The sequence below is a fragment of the Dyadobacter fermentans DSM 18053 genome (assembly GCF_000023125.1).
Taxonomy (GTDB): domain Bacteria; phylum Bacteroidota; class Bacteroidia; order Cytophagales; family Spirosomataceae; genus Dyadobacter; species Dyadobacter fermentans.
In genome coordinates, this window is record NC_013037.1 from 2,592,676 (window position 1) to 2,610,649 (window position 17,974).

At 52.9% G+C, this 17,974-nt stretch carries 13 protein-coding genes; 3 read left to right on the forward strand and 10 right to left on the reverse strand.

Features of this window, described 5'->3' with window-relative positions:
* Positions 1–22 precede the first annotated feature (22 nt).
* The 5 genes from DFER_RS10465 to DFER_RS10485 all read right to left on the reverse strand — a co-directional run bounded on the left by DFER_RS10465 (position 23) and on the right by DFER_RS10485 (position 5,791).
* Positions 23–1,456: a DUF1593 domain-containing protein gene (locus DFER_RS10465; protein ID WP_015811600.1), complete on the reverse strand. Its 1,434-nt coding sequence runs from the start codon at positions 1,454–1,456 to the stop codon at positions 23–25.
* Between the two features lie 87 nt (positions 1,457–1,543).
* On the reverse strand, positions 1,544–2,506 hold the full coding sequence (locus DFER_RS10470) for a transketolase family protein (RefSeq protein WP_015811601.1): 963 nt from the start codon (positions 2,504–2,506) through the stop codon (positions 1,544–1,546).
* Between the two features lie 43 nt (positions 2,507–2,549).
* Complete coding sequence (locus tag DFER_RS10475) at positions 2,550–3,368, reverse strand: transketolase (RefSeq protein WP_041736313.1); 819 nt, start codon at positions 3,366–3,368, stop codon at positions 2,550–2,552.
* Between the two features lie 60 nt (positions 3,369–3,428).
* Positions 3,429–4,889, reverse strand: a complete 1,461-nt coding sequence (locus tag DFER_RS10480; RefSeq protein ID WP_015811603.1) for an L-fucose/L-arabinose isomerase family protein — start codon at positions 4,887–4,889, stop codon at positions 3,429–3,431.
* Between the two features lie 134 nt (positions 4,890–5,023).
* Positions 5,024–5,791 (reverse strand): DeoR/GlpR family DNA-binding transcription regulator, encoded by a 768-nt coding sequence (locus DFER_RS10485; protein WP_015811604.1) that lies wholly within the window; start codon positions 5,789–5,791, stop codon positions 5,024–5,026.
* Between the two features lie 239 nt (positions 5,792–6,030).
* Between DFER_RS10485 and DFER_RS10490 the strand changes: the two genes are divergently transcribed.
* The 3 genes from DFER_RS10490 to DFER_RS10500 all read left to right on the forward strand — a co-directional run bounded on the left by DFER_RS10490 (position 6,031) and on the right by DFER_RS10500 (position 7,578).
* On the forward strand, positions 6,031–6,807 hold the full coding sequence (locus DFER_RS10490) for a 3-keto-disaccharide hydrolase (RefSeq protein ID WP_015811605.1): 777 nt from the start codon (positions 6,031–6,033) through the stop codon (positions 6,805–6,807).
* A gap of 132 nt (positions 6,808–6,939) precedes the next feature.
* A complete protein-coding gene (locus DFER_RS10495; protein WP_015811606.1) occupies positions 6,940–7,203 on the forward strand; it encodes a type II toxin-antitoxin system HigB family toxin in 264 nt (87 codons plus the stop codon).
* A gap of 9 nt (positions 7,204–7,212) precedes the next feature.
* Positions 7,213–7,578 carry a helix-turn-helix domain-containing protein gene (locus tag DFER_RS10500; protein ID WP_015811607.1) on the forward strand — a complete coding sequence of 122 codons (366 nt, stop codon included), beginning with the start codon at positions 7,213–7,215 and terminating at the stop codon, positions 7,576–7,578.
* A gap of 336 nt (positions 7,579–7,914) precedes the next feature.
* Here the strand turns inward: DFER_RS10500 and DFER_RS10505 are convergent, their stop codons facing one another.
* The 5 genes from DFER_RS10505 to DFER_RS10525 form a co-directional block, all read right to left on the reverse strand.
* Positions 7,915–9,936, reverse strand: coding sequence for an aceric acid hydrolase (locus DFER_RS10505; protein ID WP_015811608.1), 2,022 nt, complete (start codon positions 9,934–9,936; stop codon positions 7,915–7,917).
* A 42-nt stretch (positions 9,937–9,978) separates the two neighbouring features.
* The gene (locus DFER_RS10510) at positions 9,979–11,811 is read right to left on the reverse strand and encodes a sialidase/neuraminidase family protein (RefSeq protein ID WP_015811609.1); all 1,833 of its coding nucleotides are present in this window, start codon (positions 11,809–11,811) and stop codon (positions 9,979–9,981) included.
* A gap of 4 nt (positions 11,812–11,815) precedes the next feature.
* Positions 11,816–13,273, reverse strand: a complete 1,458-nt coding sequence (locus DFER_RS10515; protein WP_041734938.1) for a glycoside hydrolase family 140 protein — start codon at positions 13,271–13,273, stop codon at positions 11,816–11,818.
* Positions 13,274–13,313: 40 nt separating this feature from the next.
* The gene (locus DFER_RS10520; RefSeq protein ID WP_015811611.1) at positions 13,314–14,726 is read right to left on the reverse strand and encodes a RagB/SusD family nutrient uptake outer membrane protein; all 1,413 of its coding nucleotides are present in this window, start codon (positions 14,724–14,726) and stop codon (positions 13,314–13,316) included.
* Positions 14,727–14,791: 65 nt separating this feature from the next.
* Complete coding sequence (locus DFER_RS10525; RefSeq protein WP_229206228.1) at positions 14,792–17,938, reverse strand: SusC/RagA family TonB-linked outer membrane protein; 3,147 nt, start codon at positions 17,936–17,938, stop codon at positions 14,792–14,794.
* Between the last annotated feature and the right edge of the window lie 36 nt (positions 17,939–17,974).

Sequence of the window (17,974 nt, forward strand, 5' to 3'; positions counted from 1 at the left end):
AGCTGCGTTCACGAGCGACTGGCTAAGGATACACAGTCACAATCACGCGCTGGTAACGTGTGAGCGAAGGCACGCCATTGTCGGTCACCGCGAGCACGATGTGGATCGTCTCCGGTTTCTCCACCTTTGGAGCCACAAAAGACGTTTGTGCCGCTTTTATATCCTTTATTCCAATGGATTCTTTGATGTTATAGCTGCCCGGCTCGGGGTAGTAGATCCATTCGTAAGCCAATGTATTACCGTCGGGATCGGATGAGCCATCGGCACTAAGCTGCACGGTTTCACCCACTTTGGCATTGATGCGCGTGCCGCCTTTCACGACCACTTTCGGCGGGTGATTGGCTTCTTTATAAGGTTTGATCGTCCAGTCCATGCGCGCTGCGAAATCGTGCTGGAATGCTTCGCGCCAGCGCCACAATGTGGCTTTGTTGCTGGTGTGGTAGGCGCCGTCCACGCCCTTTACCTCGTCCATGGCGTCGGTGTAAATCGGGCGGGTTTCGGGTTCGTAGAAGTATTTAAGTGTGCGCGGCGTGTAAAGTTCATACCGTCCGCCCCAGCCGCCGTATTCCGGGTGCTCGGGGTCGTTGAGGCCATTATTCACCAATCCCAGAAACGACGGCGTGTCGCCTTCCATGAGGAATTTGGTAAATGGATATTCCTTGCCCATCGGGCCGTGGCTGCGGACGTGCTCGTCGAGCCAGGGATTGTCTACGATTTCAAAATTGGCACCCGAAAAGCGGCCATGAAACTTGTCTCCGCTGATGCCCGACCAGGTGGCGTAATGGTAAGCGCCCGCCGCATGGTAACCCGGACTGCCCACATAAAAAACGTCAGGGAAGTTTTTACGAATCCACGGGCCTGTATCGTCCTGGTCCGAAATGGTGTACATCCTGATTTTGGAAACGAATTTCTTCACATCTTCGGGCGAGCGGGTCATTTTCACTTTCCAAAGAGCCTGTGCGAGGCAGTTAGCGCCTCCCCAGACGGGAATCCATACCGGCCGGTCGTCCTTTTTATCCACCACCTTAATAATCCACTCCGATCCTTCCGAATCTTTGCCCTTGCCCACTGCATTAAGGCCGAAGTCCGGGTAGGCGCTTTTGGTGATACCGATCAGGTAATCTGCTTCGGGATAGCCTTTTTCGTGCAAAAGCAGGTTTGGCCGCACTTTCCGGTAGGCTTCGATCAGCTCCTTGATCTTCTCCGGTGCGACGCGCTTTTGCTGGTGAATGGAAGTCGTAGCCACAAGGCCTTCGACATCCCACTGGTTGGAATAGGTCAAAAACCGGATCATCGACTGGGTGTCGTCCGGTTCGTTTTCAATGTCTGTAAGTACCAGCACGCGGTGCTTCTGCGCTTCCTGCACCTGCGCTGCACCCGGTATAGTCACGCCGAGCACGCCCACGCCGGCCAGAAGCCATGCAGCACCGCAGTACATTTGTCTAATCAGTTTCATAAATTTTGACCAAATAACCCTATTTGAAAAAGACCTGATGGTATAACGACTAATTAACTGCTCGGTGACACTTACACGAGCAGCAGCCTACCTGCCCAACGCAAGCGCCGTGGCAGCGATGCCTTCCTCCGAAATGCCGTAATGATTGAAAATCTCCGATTGGGAGCCGGTAACCGTGTATTCGTCGGGGATACCGATGATCTTGAAGCGGTTACAGAAGTTGTTTTGTATTAAAAACGAAGCACAAGCCTCGCCGAGCCCGCCGAAAATGCTGTGCTCTTCCACGGTAATAATAGGCTGACCGGTAGCCGCAATTTTTCGCAAAAGATCGTAATCCAGTGGCTTAATCGTGTGCATGCTCACCACCGTAGCCGACAAATCATGCTCGCGTTCGAGGCGCTCGGCGGCCAGCAGCGCGGGTGCCACGGTTTCGCCGGTGCCGATGATGGTGATGTCGTTCCCCTGCCGCACAATGCGGCCCTTGCCGAATTCAAATGTCTTTTCATCCTCCGAAAGCAGCGGCATCGTTTTTTTGCCGAAACGAATGTACACCGGCATGTCCGTCTCCACAGCCGCCACAATGGCCTGCTCGGTTTCGAAATTATCCGCCGGGGCCACGACCATCAGGTTATTAATGGTGCGTAAAACCGCGAAATCGTGCAGGCTGTGGTGCGTGGAGCCCAATGCGCCATAGCTCACGCCCGCGCTGATGCCGATCAGCTTAACCGGATTGTCGGAATAAGCGACATCGTTTTTGATCTGCTCCAAAGCCCGGGCCGTGAGGAAACAGGCCGGCGAAACGGCAAAAACCTTCTTGCCTGCCGAAGCCAGGCCCGCCGCTACCCCCACGAGGTTTTGTTCGGCAATGCCTACTTCGATGATCTGCTCAGGAAATTGCTGCCCGAACGGCACCAGCTTGCCCGAGCCGCGCGAGTCGCTCGTTACCACAATAATGTCCCGGTCGGTTTTGGCGAGTTGCTGCAATGTGCCCGAAAAGACTTCCAGGTTGGCGCGCTGGCTCACAGCAATGTTCTCGATGGTCGCATCCACTATTTTTTCGATTTTAATTCAATGTCAGGTTTCCGGAAATGGCTCAGGCCAGCAGCTCGTCCAATTCCTGTATGGCATCGGCATATTGCTGCTTATCGGGTACGCCGTGGTGCCATTTCAATTGATTTTCCATGTAACTCACGCCCTTACCCTTCACAGTGTGCGCGATGATGAGGCTTGGCTTGTCTTTTTCAAACGGTAATGCATCGAAAGCAGCCATTAGCTCTTTGATATTGTGCCCATCCACATGCCGCACAGCCCAGCCGAATGCCTCGAATTTATCGTCTACCGGATCGGTATTCAGCACCGCGCTGGTAGAGCCGGTGATTTGCAAGGTGTTTTTATCCAAAATCGCGCACAGGTTGTCCAGCTTGTAATGCGAGGCCGACAAAGCGGCTTCCCAGTTGGAGCCTTCGGGCAATTCGCCGTCGCCGAGGACGGTAAACACGCGGTAATCGCGCTTATCGAGCTTGCCGGCAATGGCCGTGCCCACGCTCAGCGAAAGCCCGTGGCCCAATGCGCCGGTGTTCTGCTCCACCCCGTGCACCTTGCGGGTCGGGTGGCCGATGTAATGCGATTGGTACTGACACAAAGTTTCCAGATCAGGTTCCGGGAAAAAGCCGCGCGACGCAAGCACTACATATAATGCTTCCACCGTATGGCCCTTGCTCTGGATGTACCGGTCGCGGTCGGGCGAGTCGAAATGGTCGGCGTCCACATGCATCGTGTAATTGTAGAGCACATTCAAAATATCGATACACGACAGGCTGCCGCCGGTGTGGCCCGCTTTGGCTTGGTAGATATATTTGAGTATTTTCTTGCGGTACTCCACCGATTTCTGCGCCAGTTCCTTTTCCGACATGACTTTTAGCATTAGTCCGGCCTCGCGACCGGTGTCCGTAATTTTTCCGATAGTTCAGGGTTAGTTCTGCGAAACCAGTTCGCGGTCGGGCAAACGTGTGGCGTAAGGTTGCTGTGCGGGTTCGTCAAAAACCTGCACTTCCCAGCCCATGTAATTGCCCAACGCTTCTTTCAAAATACCCGCCGTTTTCGACGCATTCATCACCACATGGTGTTCGAAACCGTTGCGGCAGATGTAATTCATCAGGTTTTGCAGGTTCGGGATCTCAGCCACGGCACGGTTACCGAAGGTTTTCAGCGTATCGTCCGTGAGCCGGCCTTCGCCAATGTACGCCTTCATCACGCCGCGCGGGTCGTCCGTGCTGATGCGCCCATATGTGAGCGGCATCGCAGGTGTGCGACCGGCCAGTGCACCCCAGGTATTCTCCTCTCCCACCGACGTGCCGAGGATCGGCGCCGTCGCAATTTCGATATCCGGCAAAAACGATTTCGCCCAGTTACCGCAGTGGAAAAGCACGCATTTGTTATCGTCGTTGGCGTAATTGTTGTTCCAATCCACCAGCGCGCTCGGCGAGCCCGAAGCCAGTTGCAGCGCATACATACTTAATGTACCCGTCACATCCACCTCGCAGCCGCTCGGCATCATGTTCTCGCTCATAATGCTCATGCTCGTGCACACATTACAGCCATAATTCTGCTGCACCGACGTCCAGCATTGTATTGCCGTGGCATCCAATGCATTAGCTTCAATAAAGTCTCCCAAAACCACATCCAGCTTCGCCATTTGGATCAATGCTTCGTCCGGCGTGCGCCCGCGGGAGGCGTAGGAAGTGATTTTATCTAATCTTTCTTTTACTTTCGAATCCTGCGCAGTCAGCTTATTAGCATTACCCAAAATCTCCGACAAATCCACCGTCACGACCGAAATGCCATTCCGCTGCAATATTTTCTCGCTATAACGAACGGTATTGAACCCGCCCGGACGAGCGCCAATCGCGCCAATGCGGACATTTCGAAGCCCTTTGGTCACGCGGCAAACCGCCACGAAATCGTTCAGGTCCTTAATGAATGAAGGATCGGTCGGATGCACGACGTGCTTCGTCGTGAGCGTGTATTTGATGCCAAACTGATACAGGTTATTGCAGGCTGAAATCTTGCCGCACCACGAATCGCGGCGGCGGGCTACATCCAGCTTGTCCAGATCGTCGGGATAACCTTGCACCAAAACAGGCACATTCAGATCGGCCAGTTTCAATGTCTCGGCAATGCCGCGTTCATCCCCGAAATTGGGCAGCACCACGAGCACGCCCATGATCTCATCCCGGTGCGCCCGGAACAATGCGGCGCATTTCTGCGCATCCTGGAACGTCTCGACACCCCCGAGCTTGGTAGCCTCGGTATCGAGCATAATCTCATTGATATTCAATTTTTTAAGCAAATCAACGATCTCCACCCGCGCCTCGGCCACCAGCCGGTCCGGAAAGAAATCCCTGTTACCAATAATGACTCCGATACTTTTCATGTTCGTTGTTTATGGGCGATAGGCTGTAAGCTATAAGCTATAAGCCCTATGCTTTATTCAATCATTCAATCATTCAATCATTCCCCATTCCACGGCGGCTCATTCACTCATTCACTCATTCACTCATTCAAAATTCACTCCGCAATAATCAACTCAATCTCATTATCATGAAAAAGCTGCTGATGCTTTTCCTCGATGCCGGCGTCGGTGATGATGTAATCGATCAGCGACAGCGCCCCGAGGCTTGCGAATGCGCTTTTGCCTACTTTCGTTGAATCAGCCACGAGGTAAGTCGTGTCCGCGGCGTCAATCATGGCCTTTTTCACTACCAAATCCGCGATACTCGGATAAGTAAGCCCCGCTTTCAGCGATAAACCCGCCGTGGCGAGAAAGAGCTTCTGCACATTCAGACCTTTGAAAAAGTCGGCGGCCTTCTGGCCTGTCAGCGACAAGGTAGGCGGCTTAAACTCGCCCCCGGTCATGATTACTTCGATGCCCGTTTCGGCGCCGAGGATCAATGCGATGTTGAGCGCATTGGTGATTACCGTCAGGTGCTTGTTGCTGCCGCGCAGCTTCTTCGCAATTTCCGTCGTGGTCGATCCCGAATCGAGGATGATCGTGTCGCCATTGGAAATAAATTCCAGGCATTTGGCGGCGATCAACTCCTTTTTATCGAGGTTCTCCTGGTTGGCGAGCGAAAAGTTGCGTACCTGGTCTTCCACATTCTTTAAAAACGCCCCGCCGTGCTCCTTGATCACCAAACCATCTTTTTCGAGTTTGTCCAGGTCCTGCCGGATGGTCACCTCGGTCACTTTAAAGAGCTTGGCCAGGTCGATCACCTTCGCCGAGCCGTCTTCTTTTAATAGTTCAAGTATTTTTTCTCGTCTCTGATTTGCCAGCATCGTATTAACTTTTGTTTTTTACCTAAAAATAGGCGGAAAAGAAACAATTCGTCACATACCGACAAAAAATAAACGCATTCACAACTCAAATAGAATACCTAAACTTATCAAAAGCAAATTTACGTAAATAAAAGAAAATAAAAAGAGAAATTTGAAAATAATAGTGAGTTATTGTGCTATTATTTCTTTGTTTAACTACAATCGAAAAATTTATGCTTGATTTTGCTATATCCGCTGACATGTATCGAAGCATCATAAAGTCGCTGACAGCCGCCGCCCTCACATTGTGCATCAGCACATTCGCCTCGGCCCAATCGGAAAAAGAAGAAAAATTACCCTCGCCAAAAGTCACCGAAGACTGGTCCGTAAAACCGCCGCTCGTCACGCCCGGCGACACCTACGCCCAGGCACCATCGGACGCCATCGTCCTGTATAGCGGCACCCCGGACATCACCAAATGGGAACATCCTGACGCCTCGCCTGTGAAATGGAAACCCGAAGGCGATGCACTTACCATCGTGCCCAAAGCCACCGACATCCGCACCAAACAAAAGTTCGGCAACATCCAGCTCCACCTCGAATGGCGCACGCCCGACCCATCCGAGGACAAGGACTTCAACCGCGGCAACAGCGGCGTCCTCATCATGGGCCTCTACGAATTGCAGATCTACGAATCCTGGAACTACAACACGCGCATCTATTACAACGGCCAGGCCGGGAGCGTGTACAAACAACACGCCCCGCTAGTCAACGCCGCCCGGAAACCCCAAACCTGGCAGACCTACGACGTTATCTTCGAAGCACCTGTGTTCCGCGCCGACAAGTCAGTAGAAAAACCCGCCTACATGACCGTTTTCCATAATAATGTATTGATTTTAAACCATGTAGAATTGAAGGGACCGATGGTGTATCAGGGGTATCCGAAGTACAAATTCCATGATGCTAAACTGCCATTGCAGTTGCAGGAGCATGGCAGTAGGGTGAGTTTTAGGAATATTTGGGTGAGGGAGTTATGACGCTGAGGCCGTTTGCTCATTAAGACCCTACATTTGCACATGAAATTCGCTCCGGACACCACTTGTTTTCAAAATTGAAGCGTAACTTCAATAGTCAAATTCGTGGTCATAATTTCTCGCAAAGCGATCAGAATGTTTTGTTCAAATAATCGGGAGTTCGCACATCCATTGGATAGATGGTATGACCAGGCTTTAAAGGCAAATTGGGCCAGTTTTTCGGATGTTAAGCAAACCTGCAACTCTGTTGACTCTATCGGGAATGCGCTTTTTGTTTTTAACATCGGCGGCAACAAATGCAGGCTTATCGCGCGAATTCTATTCAAGAAACGGACGCTTTATATCCGCTTCATTGGTACACATAAAGAATACGATAAAGTAAATTTGTCTAAACTTTAAGATAGTGATATGGAAGCCATAAAATCAGAAAAAGAGTACGAAGACGCGCTTGAAGAGGTAAACACTTTAATGAAAAAAGGCGACGATCTTATTTCAGACGAAGAAGCGGACCGGGTGGAGGAACTCGCTTTGGCAATCCAAGCATATGAAGACGTTCACTACCCCTTCCCAATGCCCAAATCAATCCCGGAATTGGTGGAGAGCAAACGTTTTGAACTTAATCTTTCAATAGCCGGTCTTGCGGAATTGCTAGGACTAGGCAAGACAAAGCTCTCCAAGATCCTGCGCGGTCAACGCGATCCGGACATACCGTTCCTCAAAGCAGTCTACCACAAACTAGGCATCGATCCCGGCGTTTTGCTGGACAATGCATAGCATCGCGAAAGCGGCAAAACTATCATAGCAAAGCCCAGCCGCAGAGCGGCAAGCGTACCACAGCAAAGCCCAGACGCAGAGCGGCAAGCGTACAGCAGCAAAACCCAGCCCGCAGAGCGGCAAGCGTACAGTAGCAAAGCCCAGCCGCAGAGCGGCAAGCGTACAGCAGCAAAGCCCAGCCCGCAGAGCGGCAACCTGTTTATAGAAACCAAATGTCAACACAAACGTCAAGGCTCCGTAGGTGCCGCCTTTGCTTGAACAGGCGGCACCTACGGAGCCTTAACGTTTAGCATCTTCATCAATGCTACAAACAGGACGCCCCGCAGGGGCGCAGCATCACCGCACCAGCGGCAGCCATACCGACATATCCCCATGCCCCCTGTTCCCCCAGGCATAATACGGCACGAGCCGTACGGGGATGGTTTTGGGCACGTCGACGGACACTTCGCGGTACAATTTCTTGCTCCAATCCGAATTATCCACCAGCACCGCATCACCTTGGAGGCTCATGACCGGGCTGTTTTCGATCGTCAGTAATGCAGGCTTGAAATTATTCCTCGCGCCAATGGCGACGTCGAAAATGGTTTTGCCTTTCGGTAAATCAACGGACTCTACGCAGTACACAACCGGACCGCGCTTCACGGCTACCTGATTGCGGGTTTCTTCTACCAATGGGTTGGATTCGATCAGTTTGACGGGCATTTCGAGCATCAGTTCAATCTTATCGCCTGATTTCCAGGTCCGGCGAAGTTCGGCGTAAGAGCCGGACGCCAGTTTTGCGGTTTCTTTTTTACCATTAATCACCATAGAAGCATTGCTGCACCAGCCCGGAATGCGGAAGAATAGCGATAATGCGTCTTTCGGCGCCTGGTCGAGTGTGATGGAAATTTTGCCATTCCACGGATAATCAGTGACTTGCGTCAATTGCAGCTGACCACCTTTTACCGCTGTTTGAAACTTATTCCCCCCATACAAATTGAAGAAAACCCCCGCATCGGAAAGGCTGTAAGCATACTGGCTCACCTCCGCGACGGTGCGCACGGTGTTGGGCGGGCAGCAGTTGGATTTCGAAATGTAGGCCTGCCGGTCCTTTTCCCAGCGCTGCTTGAATGGCAATGCATCCGAATAGGCTAATGGATTGGTATACAAGAATTTATCACCTTTGAGGCTAATTCCCGAAAGTACGCTGTTGTACAATGCAAGCTCCACAATATCAGCATATTTGGCCTCGCCGGTGATTTGCAGCATGCGCCAGTTCCAGAGTACGTTGCCGATGTTGGCGCAGGTTTCGTTGTGGGCCGTGAAGTTAGGGAGCTGGTAATCGCGTCCATAAGCCTGGTGGATTTTCTGCACTTCGTCCGGCTTGTACGACGTTCCGTCGGGCGAGGTGCCGTCATATAATGCCCCGCAGCCGCCTGTGACGTACATTTTGTGCTGCGTCACGTCATCCCACATGGTATGCAGCTGCGCAAGGAGTGCTTCGTCGCCGGTTTCGGCGTACACGTCCGCAACGCCCGCGTACAGGTAGTTGGCGCGCACGGCGTGGCCCATAACCTTGGTTTGTTTGAGGAACGGTATGCGATCTTGGTTGTCGTCCGTGCCCTCGGTGGCGCCTTTGATGGCGATGAGGTGCTTCACGAGCGTGAGGTATTTTTCGTCGTGCGTGGTACGGTAAAGCTCCGAAAGGCCCATATAATGAGCCGGGCAAATGGCATTGCGGCTCTGCTCGGGCGTGGCGGCACCGTAGAAAGTAATGAGAAAATCGGCGGCCTTTTTGGCGACGTCGAGCAGGGAAGTTTTGCCCGTGGCGCGGTAATGCACGCAGGCGGCGGTCATCAGGTGACCGAAGTTGTAGGCTTCGAAACTAAGCCGGTCCGCGAACATTTTGCCTTCGCCGTTTTGCTTTTGCTCGATAATGGCCTTGGTATAAATGTACCCGTCCTTGCGCTGCGCTTTGGCGATCACAGCGATGGTTTTGTCCATCAGCTCGTCCAGTTTCGGGTCTTTGGTGGCGGCGTACAGGCTTGCCACCGCCTCAAATGTCTTGTAAAAATCACCATCATGAAACGACGGCCCCTTGAACTTGCCCGGCTCCAAACCGGCCGCGATCTCGAAATTCCGGAACGAATGGCTCACATCCGGGTCGGTGTAGGTTTTCCAGAGCTGCGGCACCATCGTTTCGCGGCATACTTTGAAACGGTCGGCCCAGAAGCCCTGCGTCCATTCCACGGCGTTCATGTCCGTGCCGTGGAGTTTGGCAAATTTGCTTTGGGAAGTGTTGACGAGCGCTTTTTCCTGGGCAAAAGCATGGAGCGAAAGGCCCAGCGAGAGCGCTATAATCGTTTTAGTGGTTTTCATATTGTTCAAAAATCGGCCATGCGTATTTAGCAAAAACCTGCATTAGAATGACTTGGTAATCAGATAATCTATCTCAAAAACAGCCTCCGGGTCCTTTTTGCCGGCATTGGGCAGGTCGTACATCTGGTCGGTAGGCGTGTCGGCATCGGGGAAGCGGCGCGTGTCGCCGGTGCGGAATGCAATGCGGCTCACCGATTCCAGGGGGGCGAAAAGCACGCCATTACCGACCTGCTTGCCGTTCACTACAACGCTGTAAAGCCGCGTTTCGGTGTTGGCTTTGACCTGAATGTCATATCGTTGCCCCTTTTGATATTCCAGCAAAGTTTTGTTGCGATAACCCGCTTTCAGCCTGAAAACGCCCGTCGAATCGAAAGACAAACGAATGCCCGGCGTTCCCCTGGCGTCCAGAAACTCGATGTCGAGCAGGCCGGTGTTATTCTGGCCGGGTGTTACCGAAAATTCTGCGATGAGCTTTGGGGTAGCAGGAATCACGCGTTCGACTCTTGTATAGTCAAAATGATCGGCATCTTTCAGTATCAATGCTTTGCCATTTTTAGTCTTGCCAATGGCAGCCGGCGCTTGCAGCGGACTGTAAATATTCCATTCGACAAGCTCTTTCCCGTCAGTTAGTTGCGCAAAACGATCGGCGGCATGCTTTTCGGCTTTATCCCGCACCGGCACGGGGATTTTGGATACCCAAATGTCCTCTTTGTTCATACTGTAAGTTACCCAAAGGCCTCCGTCGGGCGGTGTACCGTCGCCCTCCGTGATCCCCCGGACGTATTGCGGACCGTACGATTTGTAGTTGCCGCCATAGCGCATGGACGTGATTTCGCCATTCACAAGCAGGAGGTTTTTGTAGTTCAAACCGTCATCACTCACCGAAATCGCCAATGGCCAGCGAAATTCCGACGGGTTATAAACCGTCGCATACTTTCCGTCCGACGTCTTTTGCCCCCAGATTTTGGCATTGCTGTTCACAAACCCCGGCGCCCGTTTGGGGTTGTAAAGCCAGGTTTTGCCCTCGTTTCTGCTTATGCTCGTCAAGGCATTTTTCCAAAGGCCCACCACGCGCCCGTCCGGTAAATGGTAGTAACTGAATGCTTTATATTCTCCTTTTAAACTTACCAACGGGTCATTGCGATCCGCCTCTTCTACCCATTGCTGCGTAACTAACTTATTGGCTAACAGTTCGTCGCAGGCTTCTACGAAACCTTTGTCTTTGCTTTCGGTATACATTGGATAATCGGACGGCGCTTTCCAGGAAGCATTATGTCGAATAAAATAGATCGGGCCGTACCTGCCGTCTTTCCTGATCTCCCGCACCACTCTGCCGATGCCATTTCCGTCATTCGGATCGTCTTTCGCGTCGAGTACCATGCCGAAATAAGCCAGCGTGAGCAATCGGTTGCTTTTGGAAACATAAAAGCCCATTCGCTGGTGCATGACCGCGTACAGGTCCTTCGCTACACCGGGATGACCATCCTTTTTGGTGCCGTCGGGAATTTTGTAAGGCGGAAAAATCGCGACCGGTTTGGTCCAGGTTTGCCCGTCTTTCGATGTTTGCAGCAACGTCTGCCCCGGCGGAATGTGCTCTCCAACGGGATTCGCGAGGTAGTTCAGGTAAAATGTGCCATTCCAATACGCCAGCATCGGCGCGTGGTTGTAGGTCCAGGTAATGGCCGAATCCTTGCTGGCGTCGGTACGGTTGGCGCGCAATGTCTGGTACGAATGCACGCCGATGGCCGGGCTCAGTTGCCCGTGATGGTAGTCGACATTCACGAGCGTTTTGCCCGTGTAGCGGATCGTGTCCTGCGCATTTGCCGCGCCCACAGCCAGGCACAAGGCCAGCATTCCGGTTAATTCTTTTTGCATAGCGTTATTTTTCCAACACCAAAACCCAATCATTCCCGTTTCTAACCTCCCCGGGCGGGTTAAATGTGCGGATTCCTTTGTTTTGAATTTTTCCTAAAATCTTCGTTTCGCCGGTTCGCGGATCAAACCAGCTCGCATTCAGCACTTTCCCTTGAATTTTACCCATATTGATCCTCATCTCACGCCCCGTCCAGGTGTAAATGAATGCATAATCCTTGCCGCGGGTAGCAATGAGCCGGTCGTACCGCTCACCATTTTCGGCGATCAGCGATTGGTCGGGCACGCGTTCGAAATAGGGTTTCGAGCGCATTAAGTTCTTTAAATGGGCCATCTGCCCTGCGCCGGGATCGTTAATCGCCTCTTCCCAGGAGGGCAGTTTGGCTGATCCTGCGGCTGGGACCGCATTTTGGTTGCTTGCACTTGCCTGCACGTTCGACTGTGCGCCGCTGGTGCTTTCCGGTCGTCGCGAGTGCCGCATTTGCATGACCGCATTGTTGCCATAAGTAAACCCGCAGGCACCGGCAAAAACCGACCAGTAGGCATACCGCCGCACATCTGCCGCCGTCCAAACCGGCAGCGTTTTGTCGTGCAGGCCGTGCCAGATGTTTTCATACGAAGGCTCGCCGTCGAGCACCGGCTTCACGGGCTCGCGCGCATAGTCGGCCTCCACGTAGCGCCAGTTGTCCTCGCCGTAACGAAGGTCTTTGGCCTCATTATCCTGCGCATAAGTGCGGTGACCGGATTGGAACATATTGAAATCCAGCCAGTCGCGGTCATGAAACCATTTGGAAGACTGCATTCGGCCGAACGGGTGAAAAGTGATGAGATGGTTCGGATCTTCGGCGCGCAATGTGCTGCCGATGGCCTCCCATACCTCCGGGACGACATCTCCCTGGATGTCTCCACCATTGAGCCACACGATATTCGGGCGGTTGCGGTACCGCCGCGCGAGGAATTGCGCATCGGCCTTAGCCTGCGCCGCGCTCGTTTTCCCGTTCTTCACCGCATTGCCCCAAATAGGCACCATCCCGATTTTAATGCCCTTTTCCGCGGCTAGATCGACGATGTAATCGACATGGTCCCAATAATCGTATTCCGCCGCATTGTCGAAAGCCGCGCCCTCGGTCACTTTCGGCGAGCCCAGATCGCGGTTCGTCAATGCGGAATCGCCATACACATTTACCGAGCGCAATGCCTGCACTACCATCACCTGCACCACATTAAAACCCTTTTGCTGCCGGTCGGCCAGGTACCGGGCGGCATCCTCGCGCGTGAGCCGTGTAAAAAGCAGCCAGCCGGTATCCGCCAGCCAGAAGAACGGCTTGCCGTTTTGATCCGTAAAAAACCGCCGGTTTTCCGATACTTTCAAGGTTTGCGATTGGCTATAAACAGGCTTTGTGCCGGCAATGAAGCCGGCACAAAGGAGCATGATCAATTTCAGGTTCATGCGTTTACTAACCATAAGTAATGCTTTCGATTGTACGTAAACACTTTGTAAACTATTAATATCCAGCATTCTGTGTAATCTTCGCATTCTGGTCCCGCACGATATTCGGGATCGGGAACACCAATTTGTTTTGCGTTACCGGCTTTCCTTTCGCGGTCAGCACGTCGATGACGCGGCCGGTACGTTTCAGGTCGAACCAACGGTGGAATTCGAATGCCAGCTCCACGCGGCGCTCATGTTCGACGGCCAACGCGATCGTATTGTACTGGGCAGGATAGCCCGCGGCACCGTACAATGGCAATCCGGCCCGTTTGCGGACCTCGTTCAGGTAAACCGGGTCGCCGGTCGCTTCCGAGAGCAGCAGGAGCAGGTCGGCATAGCGCAATACCATGAAATTGTTGTTTGCCGCAATGTTCTGGTTGATCAGCGGGGCCGACTTATCCTGCCATTTTTTCGGAAATTTGGCTTTGGTAAAGTTGCCTTTCGCGTCGGTGAAGCCCGTATCGATGGAAGCCTCGCGGCGGTTGTCGCCTTTTTCGTACTCATTCCAAATGTCCTCCACGACCTGGTTCATGCCCGCGCCATAGAAGCCCAATGCATTGGAATTAGGGAAAAATTCGAGGTAATAATTGCTGTAAGGCAATGTGGCGGAGCCACCAAGGAATTGTATTTCGAAGATCGACTCTTTTGTATTCTTCGTTTTAGGGTCCCAAAGCGATGCGTACGAGGGCAACAGTTCATATTGTTTGCTATCATACACTTCTTTTAACTCCTTCACGCCATTGGCTTTATCACCCACAGCCAGGTACACTTTACCGAGCAGCGTTTGCGCGGCGCCTTTGGTGGCCCGGCCGGCGATGGCAGAAGATGCCGGCAGTTTAGACTTCGCATCGGCCAAATCCTTGGTAATCTGCGCATAAATCTGCGCGGCGGGCGTGCGAAGGATTTCATAAGCTTCTGCGGCACTCACCGGACGCGTCACCAGCGGCACATCCCCCCAAAGCTGCACCATATTATAGTAGTACAATGAGCGCAGGAACAGCATTTCGCCTTGTGTTTGAGCCTTGTACGTCGCGTCGAGATCGGCATTCTCAATCTTTTCGAGGATGATATTGATGTTGTAAAGCGACCGGTAGAAATCCTGCCAGAACTGGTACACCATCGTGTTTGCAGGCGCCAGCGTGTAGTCGCGGAACTGCCATTTATCGGCCTGGTTACCCGAAATGTTGAAGATCGTCACGTTGTCGGACATCAGCTCGCCGGCATAGGAAACCGGCCCCTGCGGATGATACACGGTGTAAAGCGTGTTGTAGGCTGCATTGGCAGCAATGTCGAAATCCGACTTCGTTTTGTAAAAATTCTCCGCACTGGGGTTTGAAACCGGCGCCAGTTCGAGGAATGAATCCTTGCAGCCCCAACTGGTGGCGATGAGCGCGGCAAGTGTGATTGATTTTATGATTCTTTTCATTTGTCTTCGCTTTTTTGAGTTGCCTCAAAAGCATGGCAGCGGCCGTGCCTTCGCAGCATAAAACCTTAAAAATCAGCTTTAATCCCAACAGTAATCACACGGGGCAGAGGATACGATCCATAATCAACCCCCTGAAAAGCGCCCGGCACCGGTGCATTGCCACTGCTGTACGAGCTGGAAGTTTCCATGCTCGAAGAATAGGAAGTTGTTCCGTAAGTCGTGTTCTCAGGATCGTAGCCGATGTATTTGCTCCACAAATGCACGTTTTCCGCATTCACATAAATTCGCGCGCTGCTCATTTTCAGCTTCGCAGCCCATTTCTGAGGCATTGCGTACGATACGCGCACATTGCGCAGGCGCAGGAACGAAGCATCTTCCACCCAGTACGACGAGAACTGCTTTTGCAACCCAAGGTAGTTCACCGATGGTTTGAAATGCTTGCCATCGCCCGGATTGCTCTCAGAGCGCCAGTAGTTATACATGCTCTCGAAAAAGTTGCGTCCATTGTCCCAGGTCCCGAGGTAGCGCACGTTGTTGTTGGCGATCTCGCCGCCGTACGAGCCCTGGAACAGGAACGATAGCTCAAAGCCTTTGTAGCCAACGGTGTTGGTAATGCCCGCCGTGAAATTCGGCTGATAGTTTCCGAGAATGGTGCGGTCGGCATCGCTGATCTTGCCGTCGCCATTCACGTCACGTACTTTCGGGTCGCCCGGCGTGGTGCTGGCATGGTGCGGGTAAGCGTCGATTTCCGCCTGATTTTTGAATACGCCGTCGAAAATGTAGCCGTAGAAGTTCGAAACAGGCTGGCCCACTTCCGTGCGCACGGTCACCACGTTGTCGACATACTGGATCGGCGCGTTGCCCGGGCCGAGTTGCAGCACTTTGTTCCGGTTCCTTGAAAAGTTGAAATCCGTCGTCCATGTGAATGCGCCAGTGAGGTTTTTGGTAGAAATATTCAATTCCACGCCGCGGTTGCGCATTTTACCGATATTGGTCAGCTGGGTCGAGAATCCGGTAATGTCGGGCACCGGCACGAAAAGCAGCATGTCACGGGTAAGCGAGTTGTAGTATTCCGCCGAAAGGTTGATCCGGTTGTTAAATAGCCCCACATCCACGCCCACGTTGAACTGATTGGTCTTCTCCCATTTCAGATTAGGATTTGCCAGGCTGTTCACTTTCAGTCCATTGGCCAGGTTCTGACCATTTACATATTGCGCCGCAGCCAGCAAACTGATCGCGCCGTAGTTAGGGATCTGGTTGTTACCCGTCACGCCATAGCTCGCGCGGAGTTTCAGGTTGTTCACCGCCGTCACACCCGACATGAATGCCTCATCCGAAATCAACCAACCCGCTGAAACAGAAGGAAAATAGCCCCATTTGTTGTTCTCGCCAAAGCGCGACATTCCATCGCGGCGCATCGCTCCCGTCAGGAAGTAGCGGTTTTTGAAATTATACTGCACCCGCGCCAGGTACGACAGCAGCGACCATTCGCTGGCTGTGGTGTTCCCTGCGGTAACTGTTCCGGCATTGAGCGTGTGCACGAGGTCGTTCGGGAAGTTGTTGGCAGCCACGTACATCGTTTCGTCGCGCTGTTTTTGGCTGGTGTAACCCAGCAAACCGGTGAATGAGTGCTCACCGAGCTTCTTATCGTAGGTCAACGTATTCTCACTCAGCCAGTTCAACATGTACGCGTCGCTTGCATTGCCCTGCGCCGCGAGCACAGCCGAGTAGCCGTATTTTTGTTTATCGTTCCAATAAAAATGGTTGCGGGTATTGTACAAGTTGCCGCTGAGGCTGGTGCGGAACCGCAGGCCGTCGATGAGCTCGTATTCCAGGTAACCCGTCGCAAGGGTATTGAACGACTTCCGGCCCTTATCCACCTCCCGGGTGAGCGAGTACGGATGCCAGAGGTTCATATCCGCATAGGGCGTAAAGCGGAACCAGGTCGAGTTGGGATCGCGGAAACCGAGGTTGCCGTTTTCATTGTAAACCGGGAAAATCGGTGAGCTTTGCAGGCCGAGACTGATCACGTCGCTTTTACCCTGCGTTCCTTCCGTGCGGTCGAAAATGGAGGTAATACCAATGTTCAAGCCCGCGGTGAGCCTTTTGGTAATTTGTGTTTTGAGGTTCGATCGAAGCGCGAGGCGTTTGTAGTAGTTCGCGTCGAGAACGGCCGTTTGGTCGAGGTAGGCGCCCGAAAACATATATTGCGTCTTGTCGGTGCCTCCGGTAACCGTCAGTTGCGCGTTGAACGACGGTGCCGTGCGGAACATCACATCTTGCCAGTCCGTACCTTTTCCAAACTGCTGCGGATTTTGTGTAAAATCATCCGGGATACGCAATGTGGCCGGGCGGGCGCTGTTCGGGTCGCTCGCATTGCCGCCCTGTGCTGTCCAGGCATTGTTTTTAGCATCGGTGTAAGTTTCGATAAACTGCTGCGCGTCCATCATTTTCACGCGGCGCGTCACTTTTTGCGAGCCATATTCCACATTGGCGCTCACATTCACCTTGCCGGGCTTGCCCGTTTTGGTGGTCACAATGATTACCCCGCTCGATCCGCGCGACCCGTAAATGGCTGCGGACGAAGCGTCTTTCAGCACTTCTATCGACTCGATATCCTGCGGGTTGATAAGGTTCAGGTTAAAATTTTCCAGCGGCACACCGTCCACCACGATCAGCGGATTGGTACCGGCGGTAATGGAACTGATCCCGCGGATCTTGATCACCGGCGATGAGCCCGGTGCACCCTGCGATTGCGAAATATTTACCCCGGGGAGCGTTCCGGCCAGCGACTGGGTAACGTTACTGAATGAACGGTCTTTGAATTTATCGTAATTCACGGAAATCACCGCGCCGGTCACCGCCCGCTTGCTCTGCGTTCCGTAACCGACCACCACTACCTCTTCCAGCGATTTGTTTTCCGGCACGAGCTTCACGCCGATGTCGGTGCGCGCGCCTACCGTTTCCTCTACGGATTTGTAACCTACAAAACTGAATACCAGCACCGTAGCTTGATCCGGCACGTCGATCTGGAACGCACCGTCGGCATTGGTGGTCGTTCCGCGTTGCGTGCCTTTGATCACGACACTCACACCCGGCAGCGGGTCGGCGTCGCTCACACCCGTCACCCTGCCCTTCACGGACAGCGTCTGAGCATGCAATGCCGGAGCGACCAGCAGGCATACCAGAATGATGCGTAAGAGTTGTTTCATAAACATTCTAGCGATTAGAGAAAGAAGTGGTTTTCT

What these genes read in the sequence shown, in the direction of transcription:
- DFER_RS10475 (WP_041736313.1), bottom strand. Translation starts at nt 3,368, where the DNA reads ATGTCGGAAAAGGAACTGGCGCAGAAATCGGTGGAGTACCGCAAGAAA.
- DFER_RS10500 (WP_015811607.1), top strand. Translation starts at nt 7,213, where the DNA reads ATGGAAGCCATAAAATCAGAAAAAGAGTACGAAGACGCGCTTGAAGAG.
- DFER_RS10520 (WP_015811611.1), bottom strand. Translation starts at nt 14,726, where the DNA reads ATGAAAAGAATCATAAAATCAATCACACTTGCCGCGCTCATCGCCACC.
- DFER_RS10465 (WP_015811600.1), bottom strand. Translation starts at nt 1,456, where the DNA reads ATGAAACTGATTAGACAAATGTACTGCGGTGCTGCATGGCTTCTGGCC.
- DFER_RS10515 (WP_041734938.1), bottom strand. Translation starts at nt 13,273, where the DNA reads ATGGTTAGTAAACGCATGAACCTGAAATTGATCATGCTCCTTTGTGCC.
- DFER_RS10505 (WP_015811608.1), bottom strand. Translation starts at nt 9,936, where the DNA reads ATGAAAACCACTAAAACGATTATAGCGCTCTCGCTGGGCCTTTCGCTC.
- DFER_RS10490 (WP_015811605.1), top strand. Translation starts at nt 6,031, where the DNA reads ATGTATCGAAGCATCATAAAGTCGCTGACAGCCGCCGCCCTCACATTG.
- DFER_RS10480 (WP_015811603.1), bottom strand. Translation starts at nt 4,889, where the DNA reads ATGAAAAGTATCGGAGTCATTATTGGTAACAGGGATTTCTTTCCGGAC.
- DFER_RS10510 (WP_015811609.1), bottom strand. Translation starts at nt 11,811, where the DNA reads ATGCAAAAAGAATTAACCGGAATGCTGGCCTTGTGCCTGGCTGTGGGC.
- DFER_RS10525 (WP_229206228.1), bottom strand. Translation starts at nt 17,938, where the DNA reads ATGAAACAACTCTTACGCATCATTCTGGTATGCCTGCTGGTCGCTCCG.
- DFER_RS10485 (WP_015811604.1), bottom strand. Translation starts at nt 5,791, where the DNA reads ATGCTGGCAAATCAGAGACGAGAAAAAATACTTGAACTATTAAAAGAA.
- DFER_RS10495 (WP_015811606.1), top strand. Translation starts at nt 6,940, where the DNA reads ATGTTTTGTTCAAATAATCGGGAGTTCGCACATCCATTGGATAGATGG.